Below are 26732 nucleotides of genomic sequence, written 5' to 3'. Positions count from 1 at the left end.
AGGCGTTTATGTATGACGAATAAAATATGGACAACTGTTGGAAAACCTGAACAACGAATTGATGCGGTAGAAAAATCAACGGGTAAAGTTAGATATATTGGAGATTATTCGGTGCCGGGTCTAATGCACGCGAAACTTGTGAAAAGCACACAAGCACATGCCATGATTACATCCATTGACACAACTGAAGCATGGAAAATGCCCGGAGTGCGTGCAATTGTAACGGGCGAAATGTTTCCATTCCATATTGGTCCTATTCTAGCGGACCGTCCCCCATTGGCATTCGAAAAAGTACGTTATTACGGTGAACCCGTCGCAATTGTTGTTGCGGATCACGAACATCAGGCAAAATTAGCAACCGAGAAAGTGAAAGTCGAATACGAACTTCTACCCGTAGTGAACTCCGTACAACAAGCTTTTCAAAGTGAAGCCCCTCTTGTTCATGACAATGCCGAACACTATACGAAAATTATAAGTGATGTCTATCCTAAGGCTGGAACGAATATAGGAAGTCATATTAAAATTCGTAAAGGCGATTTCGAGGCTGCATGGGCTACTAGTGAAGAAACGATTACGGCAAGCTATTCATTCAACCTTTCGGATCATGTCGCACTCGAAACAAGAAGTGTACGGGTGGAAATTAATCCGGCAGGAAAGGTCATTGTCCATTCCTGTAGTCAATCTCCATATACGATAAAAAAAGTACTCAATCAATTTTTCAATATTGAAGTCGGCAATATTTTAGTTCATATTCCGATGGTTGGCGGCGCGTTTGGAGGAAAAGGGACTGTTCAGTTAGAGCCCCTCGCTTATTTAGCCTCGAAAGCAGTGGGTGGTAAATTAGTGAAATTGGAGTTTGACCGGGAAGAAGATATGACTACGGCACCTTGCCGTATTGGCCTTGATGCAACGGTTCAACTTGGGGTCACTAAAGAAGGGAAATTGGTTGCTGGAAAATATACGTATCTTATCGATTCAGGTGCTTATTCAGATCAAGCGGCGGGAATAACGAGAGCGGCGGCGTTGGATTGTACAGGTCCCTATACGATACCGAATGTCTGGTGCGACTCGTATTGTATGTATACGAATCATCCCTTTGCCACTTCTTTTAGAGGCTATGGTCATCCGGAACTTACTTTTGCGGTGGAGAGAACGATGGACCAACTTGCTAAACAATTAAACATAGACCCCATTCAGTTACGGATCATCAATGGGATAAAACCAGGTGACACTACGCCAACTCAAACCGTATTGACGGCTAACAATATCGGTGACGTGGAGAAATGTGTGAACCGAGCAAAAGAACTTATTCGGTGGGATGAGGGCCAAAGAATCGATAGCGGTAAAAATAAAGTACGAGCGAAAGGAATCAGCTTGTTTTGGAAAACATCAACAACGGCAACGAACGCCCAGGCCGGGGCTATTTTAACCTTTGAAGCGGATGGTAGTGTGAATTTAAACTGTGCTGCAATTGAGCTAGGACAAGGAACAAAAACGATTCTTGCCCAAATTCTTGCAGAAAAGTTAGGAATGGAAATGAATAAAATCCACGTAACGATGGAAGTGAATACACAATATGACCCCCATCAATGGCGAACCGTCGCCAGCAGTTCAACCTTTTTAGCGGGACGTGCGGTAATTTCAGCAGCTGAAAACGCGCTAGCCCAATTAAAGAAAACTGCCTCTATCGTCATACAATGTTCCGCAGAAGACTTAGATGTCGGTGGCGGTCGAGTTTATTTGAAATCAGATCCAACGTTCGGAGTTGAAATAAAAGATATTTCGTTAGGCTATACCTATCCAAGTGGACATTCTATCGAAGGGCAAATTGTCGGGGTAGGGAGACATATTCAACGGCATTTAACACCGTTGGATCAACAAACGGGCTTTGGAAAACCGGGTCCTTGGTGGTCCGTTGGTGTACAGGCAGTGGAAGTCGAATTGGATACACGTGATTTTACGTATACGATTTTAAAAGGCGTTACGGTGCTTGACGGTGGAACCATAATTAATCCGATGACGGCAACACAACAAATGCGAGGCGGCATGCATATGGGCTTAAGTTATGCGACTAGTGAAAAGTTTATCTTTGATGAACAAGGTGTCGTTCGAAACGCGGGGCTTCGAAATTATCCAATGTTGCGCTACGGGGAACAACCAGCGGAATATCTTGTTGAATTTATCGAATCACCAGCAGCTGATGGTCCCTATGGTGCTCGCGGAATCGGAGAGTATGGTGTGATTGGAGCCCCTGCCTGCCTAGCGAATAGTCTTTCCGTTGCAGCTGGAGTGGAATTAAACTATTTGCCGCTTACTCCTGAATTCATATGGGAGACAAAGAAGGTGAACAACCAATGATTGCGTTTGATTTTGAGTACTGTAAACCCTCCTCCGCGGCGGAAGCTGTTGAGACGTTTAACATGTTTCGCGAACAAGGGAAGAATGCCATGTATTTTTCTGGCGGTACAGAGATTATTACCTTTGCACGGGTAAATAAACTACGTGCAGATGCAGTTATCGATATTAAAGGAATACCTGAATGCAATGTATTGAAATTACACGGCAATCAATTAGTGATTGGGGCGGCGGTGTCATTAAATAAGATTACGGATTCGAAACTATTTCCTTTATTGGGGCAGACTGTGAAGAAAATAGCGGATCATACATCGAGAAATAAAATCACAATTGGCGGGAATATGAAGAGCGAATTGATCTATAAGGAAAGTGTTTTACCCCTTTTGTTAGTAGATGCTAAAGTGAAAATAGCGAATGGAAGTGAAGAAGAGATTGTTTCTTTGGACGCTGTTTTTAACAAAGAAATAAAACTTAATTCTGGGAACGTCCTTCTTCAAATTATAATAGACACATCTTATATTGACTTGCCTTATGTGAGCCTGAAAAGAACAAAAATCTCTAAGGTAGGTTATCCAGTCGTTTCCGTTGCAGCAATCGTAAAGGATAACCGGATTCGGGTCGCGTTTAGCGGAGTTTGTGACTATCCTTTTCGGTCCTCAGAGATTGAGACGATAGTAAATGATTCCTCTCTTCCTGTATACGAAAGAGTTGAGAAAGTTCTTGCCCATCTGCCATCAAAAATTGTGGATGACATTCAAGCATCGAGAAAGTATCGTTCCTTTGTGTTGAAAAATGTTTTATTGGATACGCTGAGTGAATTGGAGATGGTAACATGATTACAAAAAATGGAACGTCTAAAGCAGTGATTCAATTACATGTCAATGGGGAGACGCAGGAGGCGGTTGTACGGTCTGCCGACACCCTATTATATACATTAAGGGAGAAACTCGGTTTAACGGGTGCAAAACGCGCGTGTGAAGATGGGGACTGCGGGGCCTGCACGGTGCTTGTGAACGGGGAGCCTACACAATCTTGCCTTTCGTTGGCCATTGAAGTGGTGAATCAACCAATCACAACAATAGAGGGACTTTTGGATTCGCCCGTTCAAAAGGCCTTTGTTGATAATTGGGCGATTCAATGTGGCTATTGCACCCCAGGATTTATCGTCAATTGTCACGCCCTTATAACCAATCACCCAAACGCTGGGGATGAGGTTGTTGAAGAATGGTTGCAATCCAACCTTTGCAGATGCACAGGGTATCAGGAGATAAAAAACGCCGTAAATAGCCTGTTAAATATAGAAATGGAGGATATATTGTGACCCAAAATAATGAAAATGGAAAGTTGCCGCCCCATACCGAGTCCTATTGGAGAACGGATATTAAATTCCCGGAGTTTCCGGGTTTAGCGGAGGATATACATGTTGATGTCGTAATCGTAGGGGCAGGTATTACAGGGATTACGGCCGCTTATCTTTTAGTTAATGAAGGCTTGAAGGTCGCTGTTATAGAAGGAGGAAAAGTGTTGAACGGAACAACAGGCCACACAACTGCCAAAATCACTGCACAACATGATTTAATATACGATGAGTTCATTCATAATATTGGAAGAAGCAATGCACGCTTATATTATGAAGCAAATATCCAAGCACTAAATTTCATCAAAGAAACTGTGGACCAACATACGATTGATTGCGATTTTAGCACGCAGGATGCGTACATATACGCCACTTCGGACAAATACGCGCGCAAGGTTGAGAAAGAAGCGGAAGCCTATGAAAAGATTGGGATTGAGGGAGGATTGGTTGATAGTATTCCTTTCGACATCGATATAAAAAAAGCGCTTGTTATGAAAAATCAAGCACAGTTTCACCCAACCAAATATCTAGTTCACCTGATTCAACTTATCACAGAAAAAGGTGGACTTATCTTTGAGAACACAACTGCAGTGAATATTGAAACTGGAGAACAACCAGTCGTACTTACAGGTGAGGGGGGGCCAAGCATCACAGCCAATCACGTTCTTTCTTGTTCCCATTTTCCGTTTTATGAAGGACTTGGGCTATATTCGACAAGAATGCACGCTGATCGATCCTATGCCCTGGCTGTCAAAGCGAATAAGAAATATCCAGGCGGAATCTACATCAGTGCCGATAAGCCAACACGTTCACTTCGATCTGTAACGGTTAACGGAGAAGAAATAGTGCTCATTGTTGGTGAAAATCATAAAACCGGTCAAGGAATAGAGACAATGGAACATTACAAGGCATTGGAGACCTTTGGTGAGGAAGTTTTTGGACTCGAAAAAGTTGTCTATCGATGGTCGGCCCAGGATTTAACAACGCTAGACAAATTGCCTTATATTGGTGAATTAACATCCGGACAACCGAATATCTTGATTGCTACAGGTTTTCGAAAATGGGGAATGTCCAATGGAACTGCAGCTGCATTGTTGTTCCGGGATATTATTTTAGGCAAAGAGAACATTTTTCGAAAATTATACACACCTTCTAGGTTCTATGCACATCCGAGTTTGAAAAACTTCCTAGTGGAGAACGCTAACGTTGTTGGGCAATTAATTAAAGGAAAGCTTGATACACCAAAAACGACCCCTGAAGACTTATCTAAGGGGGAAGGCGCAGTTATTACTTTGGACGGACATAGAAAAGGTGCCTACAAAGACGATAAAGGTAAATTGCATATCGTAGATACAACTTGCACTCACATCGGATGCGAAGTCGAATGGAACAATGGCGATTGTACCTGGGATTGCCCGTGTCATGGTTCCAGATTTTCATATACAGGCGAAGTGATTGAAGGTCCAGCGGAAAAACCGTTACAAAAATATGATTATAAAATGATTGATAACCTTACATCCGAAGATTCAGGTTATTGATGGTAAACTTCCTGTGGTAGTGGTTTTCTACTGTACTCCAGGATTTATCGTTAACTGTCATGCCCTGTTGAAAATGGGTGACATTTCTACAAATGAATAAACGTCCACGACTTTCTCTTGGGAAGTCGTGGACGTTTTCGCTTAGCCTTTTTTAAAGCTTTGATTGCCACTGTTTAGGGATTGTATAAGTTGAAGGCTTTGTGCTGCTTGCTCAATTTGTTGCTGCACTTGCTCCAATTGCAATTGCTCGGCAGTCGTGGATTGTGTAATCGAGATCCCTTGCATATAATTCACCTGCTGAATCGCTTGTTGAAGTTGTTGATGCGCTTGTTGCAATGATTGCAGATCTGCCATAGAAGCCATTTGTTGGAGTGTTTGTACAGCTTGTTGCATGGCTTGCATTGCTAGTTTCTTTTTAGTGTCAAATTGTTGTTCCATTTGCGATTGGTTTTCCCTCAGTTGCTGTTGTTGCAGTTTCATTTGTTGTTCTTTGTAGCTTTGCCCTTGTTGTTCGCTTTGCTTTTTCACATTGATTTCTCCTTCGCTAAAATTACTGCTTTTCTACAGTCTGTCCAACTAAAATTTTTTTAGAATAAATCCCCACTTTATTATTCGGTTAGATGGTGTTGAATCGCATTAATCTAGGATTGCAGGAACGGCTTAGACATTTTAATATGACATAAAAATAACCCATCCCTGAGTTGAAGGCTCGTTGAGATGGGTTGTTCCAACTTATAGCTAGTTCACGTGATTTTAGTCCAGAATTCGAAGGAAATTCCGTATCCTACCACTGTAATTTTATGAGTAAATTACAACAACCACCTTCATTTTCAGCGTTGTTTAATTCAATCCGAATTCCAGATGGACTAAAATATGTTTTGATTTTTAATGTAACGCCTGTTGATACAATTAATTCCTCTACCTTTTTTGTATTTGATAGTTGTGCTGCTTCCATTAACTCATGTGCAAATTCTTTAGAGTTAGCAATCTTGCCTGCTAACAAATCCGCCTGTTTCAATAACTCTTGAAATCTTAGTGCCGAAGTATTCAATACTTGCGTATTTATAGTTGGAAAAGGACTTGGTGGTCTTAAAATGGTCTGTGGTTGTAACTGCTCGTTGTACAGCCACCGTAGATTAGAATAAGGATAAGCCCAGTGTGGATAAGGGTTATAGTCCATAATAGTGCCTCCATTCCAAGTATCGGGTATCCTATTCTATGTTCAGTGACTCTGTGCGGTTAAGGTTATTTGACGTATCGATAATGTAATTCTAGCGTCTTTTCCGGATAGTAAAGTTGTCTTCCAGTAACAACCAATTCTGTGGGAATGGATAACCAAGAACCCAGTAACTGATTCCGCGTAAATGATAGTCTTTTACCACATCAAACTTAGCCTGTGCACTACGGGCATCCTCGAACCAGACTTCATGGTTACGCCCCTCTGCATCGGTGTATCGATAAAATGGGGACTGCGCTACAGGGTCATATTGAATGGTAGCCCCATACTGAATAGCCCGGCGGATTGCTTCCTGCTGGCTGAATGTTTCCGCCTCTTGTCCTTGCACGTGGGGAAGCAACCAGTCGCGCGCGTAGATTTGAAAACCAAACAAGATTTTGTTTCTTGGGATAACGGTAACCGCGTAATCTAGCACTTTTTTTATTTCATTTAGCGGTGAAATTGCCTGCGGAGGACCTAATCGATAACCCCATTCATAGGTCATCAATACAACGAAATCAACGATTTTTCCGTGTGCTGCGTAATCATGTGCTTCGTATAATAAACCTTTTTGGTCACCGTTTATTTTGGGGGCAAGGGCTGATGAGACGGAATAACCTTCCGGATGCAAGCGGTCCACTGCACGTTGCAAAAATTGGTTATAGTTTTCACGGTCGGCCGGAAACACATTTTCAAAATCGATATTTAATCCCTGATAGCCTTTTTCTTTCATGACTTTTAAAATATTGGTTAATAAAACATCCTGGATATCGGTACTTGCAAGGATTGTATGTGCAAGACTAGATCCGGCAGCAGTGGCACTGAAATTTGTAATGGCCATTACTGGAACTACTCTTTCGGCAGTAGCAGATTGAAGCATGGCGGTATCGTCAAGGGAAGTTAGTCCACCGTCTTCACGTACCGAATAGACAAAAGGCATCCAATAGGTTAAATACTGGCCTACTTCTTGAATTTCCCTAGCACCTGTTTCTCCTGTATTAATTGTGTAGGCATTCACATCAATAACTGGTTTACGGGCGGGGATGGTTAAAATAGTCCCAGATATTATCAGATTGGGATCTTGAATTTGATTCGTCTCACTAATTTCTTTGATTGTTGTACCATAACGATGTGCAATTTTTGTTAAATTTTCACCAGGTTGTACCCTATGGGTCTGGGGAGGTGTTGGAACGACTAGAGCCAACCCACTTACTAGTTTACTTGGACTTTCCAATTGGTTAGCAGTCACAATTTGGTTGACTGTGACGCCGAAGCGTTGTGCAATCAACCATAATGTTTCCCCTGGATGTACTACATGAATTTGCATATAGGTCTCTCCTCGTATATTCATCTCTTTTATGATATTCAAAATGGACGGGGGATATTATTGATTGTGTGATTACCTCTCAGGTTATACAAAAAGACCAAACTTCGACAAATTAAAATATGTCGAAGATTGGTCTTTTTGTATGTAAGCGAAAAAGTATATGCGACAAAAATGAAATTTGATAAAAATCGATCAGAAAGCATTCTGATCTAAAATAGCCTCATTTGTTCTAAATCAGCGATAGCCTCATTAGCTGTTGTATACCCCATTGAATCGAATCCTTTTAGGCGTTTTTCATTCATTTTCATTAATAGGTCAACTTGTTGATCAACGTAATCGTAAACTCTAACTTCTTGCTTGCCTGGATGATTTCGGTGTAAACGACCGACATATTGCTGTAAAACACCTTTCCAGGAAACGGGCATGGCTAAAAACAGAGTATCGAGTCGTGAATAATCGAATCCTTCACCAATGTATTTACCTGTTGCAATTATTAGCATTTCATCCTCATTCGTAATTTCATTTAACCTTGTTAATGATTGTTCTCGCTCTTTTTTCTTCACACTTCCCGAAAGAACAATTATATTTTTGGCAAACCCTTTAAATAACTGTTGCAAGACTTCCACGTGTTTAATTCTTTCTGTCAAAATTAATGGAGTTCGACCTTCCTCCAATGCGAGAAGAACGTCATTAAACAACAATTGATTTCGATTATCGTCATTGGATAATTCCGTATAGATATCCTGAATTGTCATTGATCCTGTCTGGAACTCAGTGAATCTAGGAATTAATCGGTGGGAAAATGGACGGATTTTCGCCTGTACTTTCGCGTTTGTCTTATAAACAATCGGTCCGCATTGCATAGCAATAATTGGATGTAGACCATCTTTCCGAATAGGTGTTGCAGTCAAACCATATACGTGTTTTGCACGAACACTTCTCATAACTTGTTCAAAACTATAGGCGGCAAGGTGATGACATTCATCAATAATAATCTGACCATATTGTGTAACAGCGGAATTAATTTGACCTTTGGAGTTTAGTGATTGAATTGTAGCCACGTCAATTCTCCCTGTAGCAGTCTGTTTTCCACCACCAATTTGACCAATTTTTTCTTTTGGGACATTTAAAAAAACAGATAATTGGTCAATCCATTGTTGCATAAGTTGTGTGCGATGCACGATGATTAACGTGTTAATTATCCGCTCTGCTATTAAGGCGGCACCAGTTACTGTTTTTCCAAAACCAGTCGCTGCAGAAAGGATTCCATTATCGTTACTAAGTAGATTCTGCAGGGCTTCTTGTTGTTGTGAAGTAAGGGTACCATGAAAAGTTACATCGATTTGATTTCCTTCAAAACGGTGATCTATAAGTTCAAATTGGACATCGTACGTTTCTAACGTCTCTTTAACGCCGCTTAGACATCCTCTTGGAAGTATAAATTGAAGGGAATCTTGTGAAGTACAATCAATTACTTTGGGAAGACCGTATGTAGACATACGGTTAGCTTGGGCTTTATAAAACTCTGGGTTGCTAAAAGACGCCAGTTCAGTGAATTTCGAAAGCAGTGATGAGGGAAGGCTGTCTGTTGGAAAATGAATACCGTTCTTTAAAGAGGCAGTTACCTTTTTAGGAAGGGTTTGTTGAAGATGATTGTCGACTAGAGCATCTGTTAGGATTGATCTAATCAATCGTTCAACGTCGCTTTTACTCATTTTTATTACAGATGATAAATAGAGCCATTGATCTTGATAAGCTTGAAGCGTTTCATCAACAAAAACGCTATTGTTTTTTGTTCGAGCAGGATGTTGTAAGGGCAGTGCAATTAAGTTTCCAAAACCTGCTTTTGGCAGTGTATCTTGACTAGGGAAGAGATGGTCATAAGAATCAAGGCCTATCTCAAATCGAGAGGCCAATGTTTTTTCGAGTAGGACCATGCCAAGTTTCCGCGCAAGAGATGCAGATAGTTCTTCTCGGAAGAAAATCCATACATGGGCACCATTACCTGAACGGGAACGCTCAATACTAAATGGAACATTCATTGCTCTACATACCTCTACGAAGGCAAGGACATCTTGATTCCAATTTTTCTTATCAAAATCAATTGCTAACAACCAACAGTTTTCATTTTGCAAAAGGGGATAAAGACCAATCGTTTGTTTCCCACTTAAATGATCATAGAAAACTTGATCTGAAAGAGGAGTTAGTTTGCGATGCTGGCACTGACTACATTTTATTTCCGGTTTTTTGCATATAGTTGGCTTCCATTCATTTGAACATGCGGGCGCATAACCGGATCTACCACTTCTAGATTCCCATCGTTTCGCATAAAGGTCTAATCTACCTTTGAATAAATTCCGAAACAGATTAATTTTATCAAGCGGTTCAGATTTATTTGTAACTTTTTTATGTATATCAAGGACATTTTCGTCTATTAGTTTCACAGGTAATTGTTGCTGAATGAATTGCTTTAGATACTCATTCTCTTTGCGTAAATGATCACATTCAGCTAACGCTTTTTGTAATTGAAGGTCCATAGTGAACACTCCTTATTTAATCCATTATAAACCCACTTTACATTCTAAACACTGAATCTTCAAGTATTGTATAACTAGATTGATGAATGAAACCAGAATTTATGCAACGAACTATAAGGGAGTTGGGGTGCAGAAATGGTTAAAACGGTGCTATTTGATTTTGATGGAACTTTGTTAGATCGTGATGCATCTGTAGAAAGATTTATTAATTTCCAGTATGGACGTTTAAATGAAAGCGTGGGACATATCCAAAAAGAGAAGTATATTTCAAGGTTTATTGAGTTAGATTGCCGAGGATACGTCTGGATAGATAAAGTTCATCAACGAATGGTTGCAGAATTTAATATAACGGTGCTGACCTGGGAACAATTACTTCAGGATTATGTGAACCATTTTAAAGAGCATTGCGTTCCATTTCCTAACCTTCATAAAATGTTGACAACACTCGTAAATCAATCGATTATCCTAGGGATTATTAGTAATGGGAAAGAGCAGTTTCAGATGGAGAATATAATGGCGCTTGGTATTAAAGACTACTTTGAAACGATTTTAATATCTGAGACGGAAGGTATTAAAAAACCGGATTCTCGAATATTCAAGAAGGCATTAAAGCAACTTAATGTATCCGCAAATGAAAGCCTTTTTGTCGGGGATCATCCAGTTAATGATGTGAAAGCATCTCAAGATGTAGGGATGTTAGCGGTTTGGAAAAAGGATTCTCAGTGGAAAGATGTAGATTTAGATTTCATCGTGCATGATTTAATGGAAATACCTACAGTCGTAGAAAGCCTTAATAAAAAAGGACTGGATTTGGCTATTACCGGACTCCCTAGACGTAACAGCTATTAGTCAAAAAAGTTTTTCATAAATAATTTATTGAAATACCCATATGATTTCCCCAGACCATCATTAGATAAAGAGAAAGATGAATTTTCACTCTGGGGGTGGATGGTCATGGCGAAAAGAAACCGAGGAAAAGCATTGAAAAAGCTCCCTTCAAAAGGAAGAGGAGACTGTCCGATGTGTGATCGAAATAGAATTAAGTTATTGTACAATCATAAAACGGATGCGAGAGAAATCATTAAGGTATGCAAAAACTGCAGAGATAGATAGGCTTACATTTGGAGCATTAATTATAGTGATACTTTCATTTTACCAAAAACAAAAATAACCCATCCTTGAGTTAACGGCTCAATAGGATGGATTATTTTATACCTGATGCTAATTCCCTTGAAGGGAACCTGCATACTACATTGACCGTTTGGTGTTAACACACCAAACGGTATTTCTAATCTATTCTTATTCTTATAATACGTTTAAAGGCTTCATCTTCAAGTGTTTGATTCGGGCAAGCTTTTGTAAATGGGTATTTTTGAAAAAGCTCGGAAAACAATTTAATTCTATCGTAATGAAAGCGTATGGTATATTTATGAAAAAAGGGGTTGCAGTGATGAATGAATTAACGATTAAAGAGCTTCAATCACGTGACGAAATTGTTGAAGCGTACCCGATTATGAAGCAGTTGCGAACACATCTGGATGAAGTTACATACTTGGAATTAGTCTGTGAGGCACAAGAGAAAGATCGTTACCAACTGTTCGCTTTACAAAGTGAAGGAGAAATCGTTGCAGTAATCGGCTTTAAGCCAATGATCACACTTTATTATGGCAGGTTCATTTGGATTTGTGACTTGGTGACGGATACCACGAAACGGTCTAGCGGTTATGGGGAGAAGCTACTTACCTATGTCCATAAATGGGCAAAAGACAACGGCTATGAAAGTGTTGCGCTGTCATCAGGCTTGCAACGAACAAACACACATCGTTTTTATGAAGATAAAATGGAGTATGACAAAGTGAGTTATGTTTTTAAAAAGTCATTATGACAGAAATTTGACTCAAGGATGGTCGGCTCACTAAAGGAAGGCAGTAGGCTATACACTTCCGAAAATAGCCTATCGCCTGCAAATCTATATGTCTACGACAATTTACTGGAGCATACATTCGTGAACGTATTAGGAAGCCAGGGCTTTAATCGACTACAAGGTATCGTTGAAAGTGACGAAACCTTCTTTCGTGAGTAAATGAAGGGAAATGAAATCACGCCATACAACTGGCGAAACAATAATAAGTGCATAACCCCCCCTATTAGAAGTCAATTTGATCTTAATAAATCAGTTGTCTATCTTCTGATAATTTTATGGAAAATGCCTATCAGAAATCTTGCGAATGGAGTGGTAAGTGGAAGTAAAATAAAAGCATAGATTGTACCCCAAATCAATGTGCCTTCAACGTTTATCGTTTTCATACCACCTCTAACGATAGTTTCGCCAAAAATTGCACCTATCGTTCCACTATATAAAGTTACAAGAAATGCACTTAAAAGACTTATGAGCCAAAGTTTTTTGTTGGAGACTTCGTTTCTATTGTGAAAATATCCCCCTAATACTGCAAAGGTAATTGCAAAAGGAATTATTACTGAGAAATACAACCAACTTTCACCCCAGAATAAAATTATTTCACCAGCCAAGGTTTGTACTATAAGCATAAATAACAATGCAGTAATGAATGAAAATAAAACACCGCAAATATGACCCTTTAACCAAGAAATATTTTTCATAATCTATTCACCACCTAATACATAATTTGTATCGTTACGTTACTATTTTACCATAAAATGCTAATACTTGAACTTTCGCCACATCACTTATGAGCAGTGGTGTGAGTATTTACTTTATTAACAAAATGTCAAACAAACTTCAAACCATATACTGATGGATAGAAATGAACACTGAGGAAGCATATGGTGGACTATGGAAAATGAAAAGCGGTGTATTAACAGAATAAAGAGAAATGGCAGCGACACAGCGGGGAATGAAATTGCTTTGAAATATAACAAGTAATATAAGCCTTTATTTACAAGTAAACGCTCAATACGGAGTTATCGCTTGATCTCACGCAGGAACTATTTATCAGTGTACTGATGTCGATTCACAATTACGATAATCAAAAGGCGGCGTTCCGGACTTGGGTGTACAAGCTGACATCTAACCGGCTCGTCCAGTCCATCGAAGATTACGACTTTGATCCGGCTCAAACTATTAGGGGACTATACGTTTCAAGAAATCGCATCCATCGAAACAATTTCGCTGTCGACGGTGAAAACGAAATACTATGCGGCTTTGAAACGAATTCGAAAAGGATTTGAAAAGGAATGGAGAAGGTTCATCATGAATAAAGAAAAATTTCATAGCCCAATGCCGGATGAACGCACAATTTAGCTGCGTTAAAAGGCATTGGGAAAAAAGAAGCTTTGGCGAAGATTGATGAGTTGTTGGAGCAAGTGGCATTGAGTGAGGTCACGAATAAAAAGATGGAGAAGTTTTCCAGAGTGGTGATTCAACGTGTTAGGGTTGTCCAGTCACTGTTAAATGACCCGATGATCCTTATTTTGGACGAACCGACAGCTGGACTTGATCCTAAAGAACGTTCATCGTGTCAGATGTCGAAACGATTGCCAATGAAATCATTATGATCAAAAATCAGCAGTTACTTTATAAAGATTCAGTCGAAAACATTTGCGCAACATTAGATGGTCATGTCTTTGAAACGACGATTCCCTATCAACAAATGGAATCGTTCCGGAAACAATATGTTTTATTATCAGAAAAGCAGGATCAGGGATTGATGGTCATTCATTTCATCCATAAAGGGAAAGTAGAGGCAAACTGGCTACACTTATCTGCACAGTAAGAAGATGTGTTTTTATATGAATACTGAGACGAGATACAGGTGGATGTGTGATGGATCCGCGAATCGTAGGGAATGAATGCAAAAAAGCGTAGTCGTCACCGGTACTTATCAGGCTTCTCCTTCTATTTACAGCATTCAACATTTTCGTGATTGTGAATAATTCATACTTCAAAGAGGAGCTGAAGGTCACGAACCAGTTAGTTGAAAAGTACGGTAGGGAAATTACGGACCAGTCGTTGCATCAATTCGAGAAGGATTTTCAAGTTGACCTTGTAAAATTAGAAAAAATTACAGGGCAGGAATTCATAAGTGTCTATGATTTCCTCGATGGATTAAATTATGAAGATCGTGAGCTTTATAAGGACAGTGACTGGCGGTTCATCGAACAACTGAAATTGAAAGAAATGTACTTGGGCATGGCGAGCGACATTGATGGTAACTATGCGCGCATTGATTTGAAAAAAGTTGCGGAAGCGACAATAACGGAAACCGGACTGAGTGGAAATGCGGCGAAAGCATATTTCGTGTATATATTTTCTATATATATCAGACCTCGCTAGTGCATATGTCCAAACACAACTCGCACCTTATCTATTTCCACCCTAATATAACCCCCGTATTAGTATAGTCTTATGTCATTCAAGAGGGACGATTTAGGAACAAGAATCGCAACGAATAGTTCTGGGGATGATTAATTAAAGTATAGGAGTGTTCAAATATGAAGTTGCCTTCATTTCAGCATCATTTATCTTTGGAAAAGGGAGAAAAAGAGGGATATTGTATTGTAACTGGAGCCATGCATGAAAAAAGATGAGAAAAGGAAGCCTCATGCATCATTAGGCTTCCTTTTCTGCTTGAATAATCTAATCGTAGGATTTAAAAGAATAGTTTTGTAGAAATATGATTTACTAATGGTAAAATGAGGTTGACTGAAAGAGGATGAAATGGCATGAAAAATTGACGCCCATCTGGATTCAAAATGATTACACAGGTTATATGCCGCTGTCCGTAAAATAATGATGATTCTAAAAAGTAATTTGAAATTTAAATAGAAAGAACAACTTTGAGAGGGTAAATTGTATAATTAAACAAAAGGATTGGAAATCGTCGGAGAGATTATCCATTGGCACAATACAAATCCTATCTAATCCAATGGGAAGAGGGGTTATAAAAATGAACGCTATGAATAATGAAGAAATTCCGACAAACTTAGTAGCTGATTTGGATGAGTTTGTTAGCTATATTAGCGGACATGTAGTTCAGCTGACAAAAACAAAAGAGTACATATCACGAAAGCATCTTCCAGCGATTAATGAACGTATGACTGTGATGGCGGAGGACTGGACGCCGTACACTGAACAGGACTATTATCCCTTCATCCATTTCATCTATCACTTAGCTTTAAGTGGACGATTGCTGGAGAAGGTGTCGGTTAAATCGGGGCCGCTCCAACTGAAGGAAACAGAAAGAATGAATTTGTATAGGGAATTAACAGATGTAGAAAAATACTTCTTTTTACTCGAAACGTTTTGGGCCGATGTGAATTGGGCGAAACTTCAGGATAAACAACATAATTGCATAGCTATAAGACTATCTGAAGTATTTTCTGCATTAGGTCGGGAAGAGCCCGGACGCAATTGGGTAATGAAGAACCCAAAAACCGATGTTGGGCAGATGCTCGCGAGCTGTACATATGATTGGTATTACTTCCATCTCTATTTTGAGTGGCTCGGTTTATGGATTTGTGAAGAGGACTTTGAACGTAAAGAAAAACGTGATAGCAAAAGTGTATATTACGCCAATAAGATTGAGGTTACGCAGTTCGGTGTTCATATGATGCCTATTTTACTTGTTTCGCGAAATGTAAGTGCATGGAATATCGCGTTCCGTAGGGAAAATGGAGAGTTCAATGCTATACCCGGTTCGGAATTAGAAGACATATTTGGCGGGGTTTTATCCGACGAAGACTTTGATCGATTAGTATTGAATGTAGAAGAGGATCAAAGCGCACAGCCATTTTTCCAGCCGTTTACAGATTTATTTCCCCAAGATGAATTGATACGTACTTTGCCTAGAAACCGAAAGAATTTCATTGATGGTAGTTACACTTTTAAGGTTTCACTAACAAAGGGAATATGGAGAAAACTTACTTTATCAGCTAAGCATACAATGGATGATTTACATCAAATCATTATCAAAGCATTTGAATTTGACGATGACCATCTGTATTCTTTTTTCATGGATGGTGAAAAATGGTCACATGATTGTATCGCATCTCCTAATGATGACTTTGGTCACGCGGATGCTTCGAAAATACAAATTGGAGCTATTGGTCTTTCCAACAAGCAAAAGTTTCTGTATATTTACGATTATGGTGACGAATGGACATTTGCAATAGAAGTGGATGGCATAAACGAGAATGCTAAACAAATACTTAATCCTTATGTGCAAGAGGCAAAGGGAGAGGCGCCAGAGCAATACACTGACGATGATGATTGCTATTAAATAAAGAGACTAATGAGTTATCATTAATCTCAAGGGGAAAGGCGAGTGTTTCTAAATGACTGAAGCAATTAACCAAAGGAAATCAGAGCATATTCAAATCACTTTGAATGAACACGTAACGGGTGACACTATCACAACCGGCTTCGAAAAGGTCAAATTCATCCATAATGCGTTACCTGAAATCAATTTCAATGAACTATCAATTGATACTACGTTTTTAGGACATGATTGCAAAACACCTTTCTTAATCAGTTCCATGACAGGCGGAGCGGCTTTTGCAGAAACTATCAATCGAAACCTTGCCGAAGCTGCAGAGGAAAGAGGCTGGGGATTGGCTTTGGGCTCGACGCGCGCACTGATTGAAAGTGCGGAACATAGGTCCTCCTTTCAAGTTAGAAAATATGCTCCTAGCATCCCGATAATTGCAAATTTAGGGGCCGTTCAACTCAACTATGGTTTCCGCGTAGATGAATGTCTCCGAATTATGGACATAACAGAGGCGAATGCACTCGTTCTTCATTTGAACAGTATTCAGGAAGTGATTCAACCGGAAGGTAATACGGATTTCAAAGATTTATTGGAGAAAATAGAGCGACTTTGCAGTGAGCTTGGAGTTCCGATAGGTGTGAAGGAAGTTGGATGGGGAATAGATGGGGCCACTGCTAAGCGATTATGCGATGTAGGCATCGCCTTCATCGACGTTGCGGGGGCAGGCGGCACATCATGGAGTCAGGTCGAAAAGTTCCGTTCCACATCTGCAGTGAAGAGAAAAGCAGCTGAAGCGTTTAGTGATTGGGGTATCCCGACAGTCGAATGCATTACTTCTGTGAGAGATAAAATTGGGAATCAACCGATAATCGCAAGTGGCGGAATGCATACTGGCGTGGAGGCAGCAAAAGCGATTGCACTTGGCGCCGATATAGTTGGGTTCGGCAGGTCAATTTTGAAGGAAGCCACGCAGTCTACCGAAGATGTCCTGGAAGTGATGGAAACAAGGGAATTGGAACTTCGCATGGCTATGTTCGGAATAGGTGTGGCATCACTCCAAGAGTTGAAAAAGACGGATCGTGTCAGTTACCATACTCACGTACGTTAAGCATTTAAATAACCATAACTCAATCCAACTAATGAATTGGAGTCGTCTTTACATGATGTAAAGACGACTTTTTCATTGTTTGAAAATGAAACTTTATTCAAATACAAAACGTAAAGGAAGTTGTAATAGTGTTAGGGGGATGAATGATGTTACGTAAAATACAGGGATTTTTTAAACGAAAAAAATACAAAATACTAGAAAGCTATTTTGAAGCCGGACATGATATTAAAATTAAAGAGGATGAGGATGGAAAACAACTCATTAGTTTAAGGAAAAGTTCGGAAAACCAATTAATTGAAATAACAATTGATAAATTTAGTGTAAAACATGTTATTTATGATGGTTTAAGAGGAGTAACGCAGGAAATTAAAGTGCCAATTAACATTTATGAAAAAGTAATTGATCTAAATTCACCGAGGAGCGAAACAAAGTGACTGACTTATTAAAAGTCGAAAGTATAGTCAAGTACCTTCAACATAATACGGATATTAATCTCAGCGAACTTGAAAGTAATAGAATGAAGAGTGGAACGACAGATGGGCTTGTCTAAACTTTTTCAGAAAACAGTTTACCCAAATTTAAGTATTCATTTTAGAGGAGGTTTTGAGATCCAGTGGAAATTAAACAAGTTATTTTATACACACAAAATGTACTACAAATGAAAAATTTCTATATCGACATTTTGGGATTCTCTTTACTAGTTGAGGATAGGAGTAGGTTTCGAATTGCGACTGGTAATAGTGAGTTAGAGTTTATAGAAAGTGAAGCAGTAGATCATCCCTTTTATCACTTTGCCTTTAACATTCCAGCCAACAAATTTAAAGAAGCAAAATTATGGACAAAAGAAAGAGTAAAACTAGCTGTCGAAGATAATGAAGATGAAGTTTATTTTGAAAATCTAGATGCTCATGCTCTGTATTTCTATGACCCTGCAGGCAATATCGTAGAATTTATCGCCAGACATTCGGTATCAGAAGAAAGTTCAAAACCTTTTTCTATTAAAAGTATTTTTAACATCAGTGAAATGAGTTTAACCGTGAATGACTCGATACATGCAAGCAATCAGCTAAATGAAATTGATGTACACGAACGTGACAATGAAAAAGTAAACAGGGATGGGCTTAATTTTATGGGTGATCCGAAAGGGAATTTAGATGTTAAGAGAATATAGGTGTAATCTGGAGCGGATAAATGTTATTTAATGAACGGTGATTGACAAAGGAGAGGTGCTATTTGTTGAAGAACAAATTTTTCATGATTCCATTGCTAATTGCCGTTACGTTCGGTGTAATCCTTAGTTTCAAAACTTTGCCGAAACAATATACGGTTAATTTAGAAGGGGTAAAGTATCAGCTAGGCACCGAAAATAATCATTTTACGAAGCCCATAACTATACGTATTGGTGGGAAGCTGCAGCATAGTCTCACAGGTTCCAAAACCTTCAAAGGAACCATTGATATAGATGGCGAGAAGATACCAGTACCAGAAGTCCAAAGAGGGTTAGAAATTAAGTTTCTAGATAACGGTGGAGGCCCCATCGTATATGGTTATATCGAAAATGGACGTCCAGGCACATATGGTTATGGGGTACTTTATACGAACAGTAACTTTAGTGAAGTTACCATCGCCATATTTCAAAAGGATGAGACGGACCTATCTAATCGTGGTTGGACATCTGAAAATGGTCAAATGATAACAGCTCCTGCTGCTAATAGGACCGAAGCTTTGAAGATTTCGAACGGATTGATGCAAGATTATTCAAAAGGTAATTCGTTAAAATGATACTGTTGTATGCAAATAGAAGGCCTAAATCCATTAGATATCCCTGGACCACCTATCGTATTTATAACAAGGGGATTAAATTTCGAATCAACTATTATTATTCTTAATAGAGAAGAGGTTAATTTAATGAGAAAAGAATTTCCTATAATTGAAACAAGAAGACTGATCTTAAGAGAAGTAACAGCAGATGATGATAATGATGTGTTTAAATATCTATCTGATAAAGATGTTGTGAAACCTATGGGGATAGCACCTTGCCAAACAGTAGTAGATGTTTGGGATGAAATAAGGTGGTATAAATCTATATACGAAGAAGGTACAGGAATTAGATGGGGGATTACACTAAAGGATTCTGGAAAGGTTATAGGAAGTTGTGGCTTTCTTAATATGCTAACCAAACATCATCGAGCTGAAGTCGGATATGAATTAAGCAAAGATTACTGGGGTAAAGGGATTGCGAGTGAAGCATTGGAAGCCGTTGTTAAGCATGGCTATCAACACTTTCAGTTAGAAAGAATTGAGGCTTTGATTGAACCTGCTAATCTCCCGTCACAAAAGCTAGTAGAAAAGCAAGGCTTTAGAAGAGAGGGATTACTGAGACATTATGAATTTACTTGTGGTAAATTCGATGATTTATATATGTACTCAATCATAAAAGCAGATCTCAATATTGACTACATAGATACTAAGTAATAATGAGGAAATACAAATGGCGGCGGAAGAGATGAAGCTTAATAAGGAATGTCGTACAATGCGGTAAGCGTTTGTTAAAGCAGCGAATTAAAAGAACGCAAATCAAAAACGCAAAGCGACCTAACGGCGGTAGAAAAAACAATTGCTTAATGAGATCGAAAGTAAGTTAATTGTTGAGGAAATGGAAGTTTTGAAGGTTTTAACTCACTAGGTGCTCAAATAACGATAAATCTTCGTTACAGACCCACGTACAAGCTCATATAGGCAGGCAACCTCCAAAAAGGCTGTTGGGGCCTATTACGTGGAATTGGACGTTCTACAAGGCCTGCAGGTATACAAATTCATGATAAGGCGGCGGCGGAAGCTGTTGTTTCTTTGTTATTTATATAGAATAGGCAGACCTTTATTCAAATGGGAACTAAATTATTGTAGATTACAAGGCGGTATGTATATAACATGGCTTGGGCAAATACATCGGGTTAGAGGTGTGCCTGTATATTATGTGGTGATAAAACGGATGAAATGTTTCCTTATAGCATAGCAATCCTACTGCAGGCGGAAATATTGGTTTGTACGACTATTCATTGCGGAAAAATCAATAGCACACGTGATTTCGGTAATGGAATATATGGGGTTATATAAATTTAAGTGCCGAATTTACGAGGGTTGAACATACGTTCTTGTATATAGATATAGAATCGAGTGGTGAGAAACCATGATTGCAATTTATTTCGGAAACAAAACGATATTTAAAACTAAATCACGCTACATTGTCCAAGTAAAAAAAATATCTTAGATTCTTTTGTTTAAAAACTCAAAATTTGGGTATATATAGTCCGAATAGAACATTAGTTCTTATCCCTGTAAATGAGCATATTTTGTTACGGGTTTGGAATCAATAAATACATATAACTAATTTAATCAACGAAAAATCGTTCAATTATAAGAAGGGGCTCATCTATCAAGTCAATAGAAGGGAAGTGAAGGCTATGCCGAGAAATACAGGTATGACGGACGATATCATTATTAAATTGTACAAAAGTGGAATGTCTTTTAAAGAAATGGGGCCAATTGTCGGGCTATCTGATCGGGCAATTCGGGGTGTGATGTATAAGCATGGGGTTTTAATGAATCGAGAACAATACTCTGGCCAACCCCGAAAGCATAAAGTGAATGAAGACTACTTTAAGGTGTGGACACATGAAATGGCATGGGTGTTAGGTTTATTCGTGACAGATGGACATGTGAATAAACAAATCCATAGCATCTATTTCTCCCAAAAAGATGAACGTATCCTTCGATTGATTGCCAAGTACATGGAGGCAGATTATGTGCTAGCAGCTACAGGGCCAACAAAAATCACACCGACTTTAATCATTAATTCTAAAGAGATTAAAAAGGATCTTGAAATTATGGGGGTAATCGCCAATAAATCATTAACAGTTCCTTTTCCCAGTGTGCCTGAAGCGTATTTAGCGTCATTTGTAAGAGGTGTTATTGATGGGGATGGTTGGGTGCAAAAAACAGGTTACGTTATGAATGTCACATCAGACAGTCAGGATTTTGCAGCTGGGCTTTTGTCCGTATTTCAATCATGGCAATTACGTTCAGAAATCACAATAACAGTAAGTCCGGCTGGAAATCCTATTTATCGTATTTGGGTAAAAGGTAAACATGAGCTTCCAAAACTCGCGGAAGTTATATATAATAATGCAGCAACTGATAATTTTATCTTTCACAAAAGACAACGAATGTCACAACGGATAGATTATCAGTAAAACTGGAAAGTTAGATAGGAGTGCTTTAATTATGTGGAAGCTTGTAGATGGAAGTTTAATTCATACGACTGATGTTTCAAGAATTAAATTTAGAACAAATATTAGTGAATCAATTCTAGAGTCTTTAAAAATAATGGCTAATGAAAATAATACACATGTCAACTATCTAATTGAGAGTGGATTACAAACAGTTTTAATGCAAGGCATTATTTCATTTAATAAAGAGTCTAGACCTAAAGATCGGATTCAATATAAAACGACTTATGACAAGGAGTTATTAGAAAGTACGAAGGAATTTGCTAAAGAGCATAACTTATTTATCAATGATGTCATTGAATATAGTGTGGGGTTTATCGATATTGAAAACAGCAAAATTAGTAGTTATAAACACAGGATAGAGTAATAGGTCGTTCAAATACTCTATTCCACAGAACGCCCCGACCATAATATATATTATCGGAAGCTACGTTTCACTAAATAAGTATACTTGAAACAGTGAGATAAAATCAAAATATGTACAATGCCAAGAAAATCAAAACTAATTAGACTTTCTTGGCTAATTTAACTTTATAAAATCCTATTAGATCCATTTGTGGTCACTTATTTCTTCCAACGTCTAATAACATTAACTAATCCAATTAACTTTCAATCGTTTTCATCTTCTTAGAAAAAGATTATGTTAAATAACGTTGATGATAAGTAATCAAAAAAGAAATAGCACCCATTTCTAAAGCGTACCCTACCAAGTAAGCCACTTATTTTCTCACAATAAAATAAACGAAGTGCTAACTTCTCTTTTTAAGAAATCGGCACTTCGTTTATTCGCTATTCGTTATCGTGCCTCTTTTGGCGGTTGGCATACGTCACATTTACGTTGGTTATTCGTATTAAATTTCGTAAATGTTTTTTCAAAGTTGCTACCACATGCACATTTAAATAGTAACTTTTGAGAAAAACCATTATATTCCGTTGTTAACAACTTACTTTCCGAATTTTTCTCAACAAATTCTTTAATTTTATCTATCGTCCATCGTTTACTCATTCTCTTACACCTCCATATTTTGGTGGCGGAGGCTTTTTAGCATCCGTTCAATTTGCAGGAAAAGTCTAAAATATCCTAAGTTCCTCATTATAACATAAGCTGGCACTCAATTAAACAGAAGGAAGGTATCAGGCGTGTTGATAAAGCAAAAATACATCCATACTCACAAACATTTAGGATGATAGCAAACTTGTATGACCTCCCTTCCGCAAACAACAGGATACACGATACACTCTGTACCCCTTAAACCTTGTTTAGAACGCCTTTATTCCATATAGGCATATCTTGTACAATGACGACTGCTAGAACGATAAATAACACCATTCTCACACCTTTTAAAGTAATATGAAAAAAATAAGCTAATAAAACCGCCATCACTATTATTATCTCCCTAGACCTTCTAGCACAGTCCTATGCTACATGTAATTAATGTTGGGTTTCATTATAAAAAAAACGTCTTAAAAGACATTTTTAGTACTTTTAACACGTTTTTTGAGCTCATTTCCCTTGTCTTACATTAGTTAATAATAACGACAACAAAAATCCGATGATCGCGATGATTAACCCAAATGTTATTGAATTTTGAACGCCTTGAATCGAGCCTTCTAACTGTGCTGCTACTGTATTGCCATTTACATTCACATAATTCGCCGTACTAATCGACATAATTGTAATGGCTACTGCTGTACCAATCGCACCGGCCACTTGCTGCAATGTATTCATGATAGCTGTGCCATCCGGATACAACTGTCTAGGAAGCTGATTGAGCCCATTTGTTTGTGCAGGCATCATCGTCAATGTAATTCCGATAAACATAATAATATGGAATGCGATGATAAAGTAGATAGATGTTGTACCGTCAATTGTACGTAGAGCAAACAGCGCAACAATGCTCATAAGTAGCCCTCCAGGTACCATAAAACGTGGCCCGAAGCGGTCAAACATATTTCCTGCTAAAACGGACACAAAGGCATTAATCACGCCACCTGGCAATAATGCAACACCAGCAATGACAGGTGTTAATAATAAAATATTTTGTAAATAAATCGGTAGTAATACCATCGTCGATAAAATCATCATCATACAAATCATAATGATGGTGACCCCCATGCTGAACATGCGGAATGTAAATACGCGTAGATTCAGCATCGGTTGTTCCATCTGAGTTTGTCGGAATCCAAATAGTACTAAGGAAAGTAAACCGATACCAATCGATACGAGTACTTCTGTAGACATAAATGTGCCCAGTTTTCCTGAAATACTAAAGCCGTAAACGATACCACCAAAACCAATTGACGAAAGAATAATCGACAAGATATCAAATTTCACAATTTTCACTTCGCCCACATTTTGGACAAACCGCAAACCAAACAACAGGGAAAATACTAAAAACGGTAGGCTTAACCAGAAAATAAAGTGCCATGATAACTGATCAATGACTAAACCAGCAATGGTTGGCCCAATTGCCGGTGCAAAAATGATAACAAGCCCAATCTTCCCCATCGCGGCTCCCCGTTTGTTAATTGGATAAACGAGTAAAACGACCTGCATCATCACTGGTAAAATAATGGCCGTACCAGCTGCTTGAATAATTCGTCCCAGCAATAAAATGATAAACGTTGGTGAAATGGCTGCAATGATCGTTCCGACAATCGAGAATACTAACGATACTACAAATAACTGTCTAGTCGTAAAACGTTGCATTAAAATGGCTGATATCGGCACTAACACACCAAGTGTCAGTAAATAGCCAGTTGTTAACCATTGAATGGTTGGTGCATCTGAGTTGAAATCAGCAATTAATTGCACAAAAGCCATATTCAAAGCCGTTTCATTAAATAGCCCGATAAATGTTGCAATTAAAAAAGCACTGATTATTTTAATACGCTGTTCATATAGATCGTTTTTCATTTTGTTCCTCCCTAAAAAAATCACTTCCTCACTTTACCACAAAATGCTAATGGGAAACAGATGAAAGCATGAATGAATCAACTATTTATCCAGTTTTTCATATCCTAATCAGAGTTAAGAGAAGTTATAACAGCTAAACGAGTATGCCAGTAAATCCGGCTTTGATTAAGAAAGCGTTGGCAAATGGCGAAATACAATGACTTTGAAAATGACGATTATCTTTTAACTACAAATATGATATGTGCAGTAATAAGTGAAGATTTACTTGAAAAATTATTGCTAGATACATTAAAATCCATTGATTATATGCGGGCGAACTTCCAACTTGGAAAGTTCGGTTTTTTATATTATGTATAGAAAAAACCGCAAAAAGTTAAATACTTTTTGCGGCGGCTTGTTTGGGTTGTTCCAATATGATATTTCTTTTTTTCATCTGAACAAAGAAAACTGCTGTCATGCTTAAACTGATCAATCCGAAAATGATAACCATCGACTGCAATCCGATAATATCGAGAAATGCACCTGCTGTCAGTAAAACGACCTGGAACATGACCCGTTCTAACATATTGCGGAACGAGAAGAATCGGCCATGGTACTCTTTCGGCATCTGTTTCTGAAAAATGACCATTGCTGTTGGGAAAAAACAGCCTAGTGAAAAACCTAAAACTGCAAAAGCACTTAACGTAATAGCTGTACTTTCAGCAAAATAGAGCATGAATTCTGCTACTGCAACCATACTTGCGAAAGAAAATAAAATCGTCGTTGTTCGCCAATTCTTTGCAATATATTTCACGGCCACTGTTCCGACCATGAATGCTAGCCCTTCAAATGTATAAATAAGTCCTTTAATCGAAGCGGAATCTTGGATTTCACTAATATTAATGACAATTAGGTTGAATGATCCGATGAATAGCAATGGAATAAGCGTCATAATGAGTGTCATGCCGACAGCCGGATATGCTTTCAAGACAGGAAAAACTTCCATGAATCCACCCTTGTTACCCACAGATTTCACTTTGGCCTCTCTTGTCTCTCCCTCATCGATGCGCAACATCATTGTAAATAGTAATAGTGCACCGTAAGCTATCATTGATATCCAGTAGAGCGACATAAGCGACCAGTAGACGAGCATAATGCCCGCTAAAGCCGTACCAAGCACACGTGAGATCGTTGCGACATTCATATGCCACCCATTCATCGCCAATAAATCATCATCCTTGACGACAAGCGGAATGGTAGCCTGCAGTGCGGGAAAGTAGAATGTTGCAGAGAGTTGAATGCTAACCATGAATGCAACCATCCACCAAATAGAACCTGTTGATATTGCAATTAGCATAAAGATAACACTGAGCATACGCCCTGCCCCTGATATTAGGAGTACGGTTTTTTTCCTTGATTGATCAATGATTTTACCAGCTAGCGGTCCCGCAATGATTCCAGCAAGAAGCCCTGCTGACATTATTAATGCTTTAACGAAATCGGATGGGATCTTTTCTTGCATAAACTCAAGATTTCCGATTATTCCCGTCCATAATCCTAAGCCGGCAATCATTTCCCCAGTTAAAATGATCCAAATGTTCCTATTTTTCCACATACCCTATCCCCGTTCTATTAGTAATAATTACTCAAAAAGTCCATACTTTTATAGGATTTGCAGTATTCTATACAGGTTGAAGTATTGAATATAAACTAGCGCAGGCGCCTTACAGGGGGAGCCGAAACGTTATTCAATGGAATCAATCATTCATCCAATCTAGTACAAGTTCTCTTTGAACATACAAGATACTTCGCTTATCGAACTATTATAGGTTATAAGAAATTAAAAGTCATGGGAGGATACTCC

Annotated in this window: 26 protein-coding genes and 1 pseudogene; 19 read left to right on the top strand and 8 right to left on the bottom strand. The window is 38.6% G+C overall.

What is annotated here, in order from left to right; translation table 11 throughout:
* The first annotated feature begins 12 nt into the window (after positions 1-12).
* The 4 genes from I2483_RS00965 to I2483_RS00950 are packed head-to-tail and all read left to right on the top strand — an operon-like array spanning position 13 to position 5250.
* Positions 13-2358, top strand: a complete 2346-nt coding sequence (locus tag I2483_RS00965; protein WP_207173229.1) for a xanthine dehydrogenase family protein molybdopterin-binding subunit — start codon at positions 13-15, stop codon at positions 2356-2358.
* Positions 2355-3191 carry an FAD binding domain-containing protein gene (locus tag I2483_RS00960; protein WP_207173228.1) on the top strand — a complete coding sequence of 279 codons (837 nt, stop codon included), beginning with the start codon at positions 2355-2357 and terminating at the stop codon, positions 3189-3191. Before I2483_RS00965 ends, I2483_RS00960 begins: the two co-directional genes overlap by 4 nt.
* A complete protein-coding gene (locus I2483_RS00955) occupies positions 3188-3676 on the top strand; it encodes a (2Fe-2S)-binding protein (RefSeq protein ID WP_207173227.1) in 489 nt (162 codons plus the stop codon). The genes I2483_RS00960 and I2483_RS00955 overlap by 4 nt, the downstream gene beginning before the upstream one ends.
* A complete protein-coding gene (locus I2483_RS00950) occupies positions 3673-5250 on the top strand; it encodes an FAD-dependent oxidoreductase (protein WP_481886306.1) in 1578 nt (525 codons plus the stop codon). The genes I2483_RS00955 and I2483_RS00950 overlap by 4 nt, the downstream gene beginning before the upstream one ends.
* Before the next feature lie 141 nt (positions 5251-5391).
* On the opposite strand, the gene I2483_RS00945 is transcribed toward I2483_RS00950, so the two are convergent.
* From I2483_RS00945 to I2483_RS00930, 4 genes are all read right to left on the bottom strand, one after another.
* Positions 5392-5778: a hypothetical protein gene (locus I2483_RS00945; protein ID WP_346267674.1), complete on the bottom strand. Its 387-nt coding sequence runs from the start codon at positions 5776-5778 to the stop codon at positions 5392-5394.
* A gap of 256 nt (positions 5779-6034) precedes the next feature.
* Positions 6035-6430, bottom strand: coding sequence for a YuzC family spore coat inner layer protein (locus I2483_RS19305; RefSeq protein ID WP_255550011.1), 396 nt, complete (start codon positions 6428-6430; stop codon positions 6035-6037).
* 91 nt (positions 6431-6521) lie between these two features.
* Positions 6522-7793 carry a glycoside hydrolase family 18 protein gene (locus I2483_RS00935; RefSeq protein ID WP_207173226.1) on the bottom strand — a complete coding sequence of 424 codons (1272 nt, stop codon included), beginning with the start codon at positions 7791-7793 and terminating at the stop codon, positions 6522-6524.
* Positions 7794-8002: 209 nt separating this feature from the next.
* Positions 8003-10330 carry a TOTE conflict system archaeo-eukaryotic primase domain-containing protein gene (locus tag I2483_RS00930; protein WP_207173225.1) on the bottom strand — a complete coding sequence of 776 codons (2328 nt, stop codon included), beginning with the start codon at positions 10328-10330 and terminating at the stop codon, positions 8003-8005.
* A 135-nt stretch (positions 10331-10465) separates the two neighbouring features.
* Between I2483_RS00930 and I2483_RS00925 the strand changes: the two genes are divergently transcribed.
* From I2483_RS00925 to I2483_RS00915, 3 genes and pseudogenes are all read left to right on the top strand, one after another.
* Positions 10466-11179: an HAD family hydrolase gene (locus tag I2483_RS00925; RefSeq protein ID WP_207173224.1), complete on the top strand. Its 714-nt coding sequence runs from the start codon at positions 10466-10468 to the stop codon at positions 11177-11179.
* Positions 11180-11780: 601 nt separating this feature from the next.
* The gene (locus I2483_RS00920; protein WP_207173223.1) at positions 11781-12215 is read left to right on the top strand and encodes a GNAT family N-acetyltransferase; all 435 of its coding nucleotides are present in this window, start codon (positions 11781-11783) and stop codon (positions 12213-12215) included.
* Between the two features lie 46 nt (positions 12216-12261).
* A pseudogene (locus I2483_RS00915) lies at positions 12262-12410 on the top strand (IS1595 family transposase); the annotation flags it as partial.
* 101 nt (positions 12411-12511) lie between these two features.
* Here I2483_RS00915 and I2483_RS00910 read toward each other — a convergent pair.
* On the bottom strand, positions 12512-12949 hold the full coding sequence (locus tag I2483_RS00910; protein WP_207173222.1) for a hypothetical protein: 438 nt from the start codon (positions 12947-12949) through the stop codon (positions 12512-12514).
* Between the two features lie 463 nt (positions 12950-13412).
* On the opposite strand from I2483_RS00910, the gene I2483_RS00905 reads away from it, so the two are divergent.
* The 12 genes from I2483_RS00905 to I2483_RS00850 all read left to right on the top strand — a co-directional run bounded on the left by I2483_RS00905 (position 13413) and on the right by I2483_RS00850 (position 22339).
* Entirely contained in the window at positions 13413-13610 is a 198-nt protein-coding gene (locus tag I2483_RS00905) for a sigma factor-like helix-turn-helix DNA-binding protein (RefSeq protein WP_255550249.1), read from the top strand.
* Positions 13611-13642: 32 nt separating this feature from the next.
* Positions 13643-13864, top strand: coding sequence for an ATP-binding cassette domain-containing protein (locus I2483_RS00900; RefSeq protein WP_207173221.1), 222 nt, complete (start codon positions 13643-13645; stop codon positions 13862-13864).
* Positions 13825-14082 (top strand): hypothetical protein, encoded by a 258-nt coding sequence (locus tag I2483_RS00895; RefSeq protein ID WP_186670382.1) that lies wholly within the window; start codon positions 13825-13827, stop codon positions 14080-14082. Before I2483_RS00900 ends, I2483_RS00895 begins: the two co-directional genes overlap by 40 nt.
* A 146-nt stretch (positions 14083-14228) precedes the next feature.
* The gene (locus I2483_RS00890; RefSeq protein WP_207173220.1) at positions 14229-14642 is read left to right on the top strand and encodes a hypothetical protein; all 414 of its coding nucleotides are present in this window, start codon (positions 14229-14231) and stop codon (positions 14640-14642) included.
* Between the two features lie 613 nt (positions 14643-15255).
* Positions 15256-16587 carry a plasmid pRiA4b ORF-3 family protein gene (locus I2483_RS00885; protein WP_255550008.1) on the top strand — a complete coding sequence of 444 codons (1332 nt, stop codon included), beginning with the start codon at positions 15256-15258 and terminating at the stop codon, positions 16585-16587.
* Positions 16588-16642: 55 nt separating this feature from the next.
* Complete coding sequence (gene fni / locus I2483_RS00880; protein ID WP_207173218.1) at positions 16643-17683, top strand: type 2 isopentenyl-diphosphate Delta-isomerase; 1041 nt, start codon at positions 16643-16645, stop codon at positions 17681-17683.
* A 146-nt stretch (positions 17684-17829) separates the two neighbouring features.
* Positions 17830-18117 carry a hypothetical protein gene (locus I2483_RS00875; protein WP_207173217.1) on the top strand — a complete coding sequence of 96 codons (288 nt, stop codon included), beginning with the start codon at positions 17830-17832 and terminating at the stop codon, positions 18115-18117.
* Positions 18118-18296: 179 nt separating this feature from the next.
* Positions 18297-18854: a VOC family protein gene (locus I2483_RS19590; protein WP_207173216.1), complete on the top strand. Its 558-nt coding sequence runs from the start codon at positions 18297-18299 to the stop codon at positions 18852-18854.
* A gap of 62 nt (positions 18855-18916) precedes the next feature.
* Complete coding sequence (locus I2483_RS00865) at positions 18917-19465, top strand: DOMON domain-containing protein (RefSeq protein ID WP_207173215.1); 549 nt, start codon at positions 18917-18919, stop codon at positions 19463-19465.
* A gap of 126 nt (positions 19466-19591) precedes the next feature.
* Positions 19592-20158 carry a GNAT family N-acetyltransferase gene (locus tag I2483_RS00860; protein WP_207173214.1) on the top strand — a complete coding sequence of 189 codons (567 nt, stop codon included), beginning with the start codon at positions 19592-19594 and terminating at the stop codon, positions 20156-20158.
* A 989-nt stretch (positions 20159-21147) separates the two neighbouring features.
* A complete protein-coding gene (locus tag I2483_RS00855) occupies positions 21148-21936 on the top strand; it encodes an LAGLIDADG family homing endonuclease (protein WP_207173213.1) in 789 nt (262 codons plus the stop codon).
* Between the two features lie 31 nt (positions 21937-21967).
* Positions 21968-22339 (top strand): rRNA methyltransferase, encoded by a 372-nt coding sequence (locus I2483_RS00850; RefSeq protein ID WP_186670358.1) that lies wholly within the window; start codon positions 21968-21970, stop codon positions 22337-22339.
* A gap of 429 nt (positions 22340-22768) precedes the next feature.
* Here I2483_RS00850 and I2483_RS00845 read toward each other — a convergent pair whose 3' ends face one another.
* The 3 genes from I2483_RS00845 to I2483_RS00835 form a co-directional block, all read right to left on the bottom strand.
* Complete coding sequence (locus tag I2483_RS00845; protein ID WP_207150150.1) at positions 22769-22978, bottom strand: hypothetical protein; 210 nt, start codon at positions 22976-22978, stop codon at positions 22769-22771.
* A gap of 498 nt (positions 22979-23476) precedes the next feature.
* Positions 23477-24889 carry an MDR family MFS transporter gene (locus tag I2483_RS00840; RefSeq protein ID WP_207173212.1) on the bottom strand — a complete coding sequence of 471 codons (1413 nt, stop codon included), beginning with the start codon at positions 24887-24889 and terminating at the stop codon, positions 23477-23479.
* A 373-nt stretch (positions 24890-25262) separates the two neighbouring features.
* The gene (locus I2483_RS00835; RefSeq protein ID WP_186670352.1) at positions 25263-26483 is read right to left on the bottom strand and encodes an MFS transporter; all 1221 of its coding nucleotides are present in this window, start codon (positions 26481-26483) and stop codon (positions 25263-25265) included.
* Positions 26484-26732 lie beyond the last annotated feature (249 nt).

Source organism: Sporosarcina sp. E16_3 (assembly GCF_017347125.1).
Taxonomy (GTDB): domain Bacteria; phylum Bacillota; class Bacilli; order Bacillales_A; family Planococcaceae; genus Sporosarcina.
Note: the sequence above shows the minus strand (reverse complement) of the source record. Positions and strands in the feature narration are given on the sequence as shown.

Coding starts and splice junctions, on each gene's coding strand:
- I2483_RS00860 (WP_207173214.1), top strand. CDS start 19,592: ATGAGAAAAGAATTTCCTATAATTGAAACAAGAAGACTGATCTTAAGA.
- I2483_RS00855 (WP_207173213.1), top strand. CDS start 21,148: ATGCCGAGAAATACAGGTATGACGGACGATATCATTATTAAATTGTAC.
- I2483_RS00845 (WP_207150150.1), bottom strand. CDS start 22,978: ATGAGTAAACGATGGACGATAGATAAAATTAAAGAATTTGTTGAGAAA.
- I2483_RS00885 (WP_255550008.1), top strand. CDS start 15,256: ATGAACGCTATGAATAATGAAGAAATTCCGACAAACTTAGTAGCTGAT.
- I2483_RS00925 (WP_207173224.1), top strand. CDS start 10,466: ATGGTTAAAACGGTGCTATTTGATTTTGATGGAACTTTGTTAGATCGT.
- I2483_RS19305 (WP_255550011.1), bottom strand. CDS start 6,430: ATGGACTATAACCCTTATCCACACTGGGCTTATCCTTATTCTAATCTA.
- fni (WP_207173218.1), top strand. CDS start 16,643: ATGACTGAAGCAATTAACCAAAGGAAATCAGAGCATATTCAAATCACT.
- I2483_RS00840 (WP_207173212.1), bottom strand. CDS start 24,889: ATGAAAAACGATCTATATGAACAGCGTATTAAAATAATCAGTGCTTTT.
- I2483_RS00875 (WP_207173217.1), top strand. CDS start 17,830: ATGTTACGTAAAATACAGGGATTTTTTAAACGAAAAAAATACAAAATA.
- I2483_RS00835 (WP_186670352.1), bottom strand. CDS start 26,483: ATGTGGAAAAATAGGAACATTTGGATCATTTTAACTGGGGAAATGATT.
- I2483_RS00920 (WP_207173223.1), top strand. CDS start 11,781: ATGAATGAATTAACGATTAAAGAGCTTCAATCACGTGACGAAATTGTT.
- I2483_RS00955 (WP_207173227.1), top strand. CDS start 3,188: ATGATTACAAAAAATGGAACGTCTAAAGCAGTGATTCAATTACATGTC.
- I2483_RS00935 (WP_207173226.1), bottom strand. CDS start 7,793: ATGCAAATTCATGTAGTACATCCAGGGGAAACATTATGGTTGATTGCA.
- I2483_RS00910 (WP_207173222.1), bottom strand. CDS start 12,949: ATGAAAAATATTTCTTGGTTAAAGGGTCATATTTGCGGTGTTTTATTT.
- I2483_RS00960 (WP_207173228.1), top strand. CDS start 2,355: ATGATTGCGTTTGATTTTGAGTACTGTAAACCCTCCTCCGCGGCGGAA.
- I2483_RS00930 (WP_207173225.1), bottom strand. CDS start 10,330: ATGGACCTTCAATTACAAAAAGCGTTAGCTGAATGTGATCATTTACGC.
- I2483_RS00850 (WP_186670358.1), top strand. CDS start 21,968: ATGTGGAAGCTTGTAGATGGAAGTTTAATTCATACGACTGATGTTTCA.
- I2483_RS00965 (WP_207173229.1), top strand. CDS start 13: ATGACGAATAAAATATGGACAACTGTTGGAAAACCTGAACAACGAATT.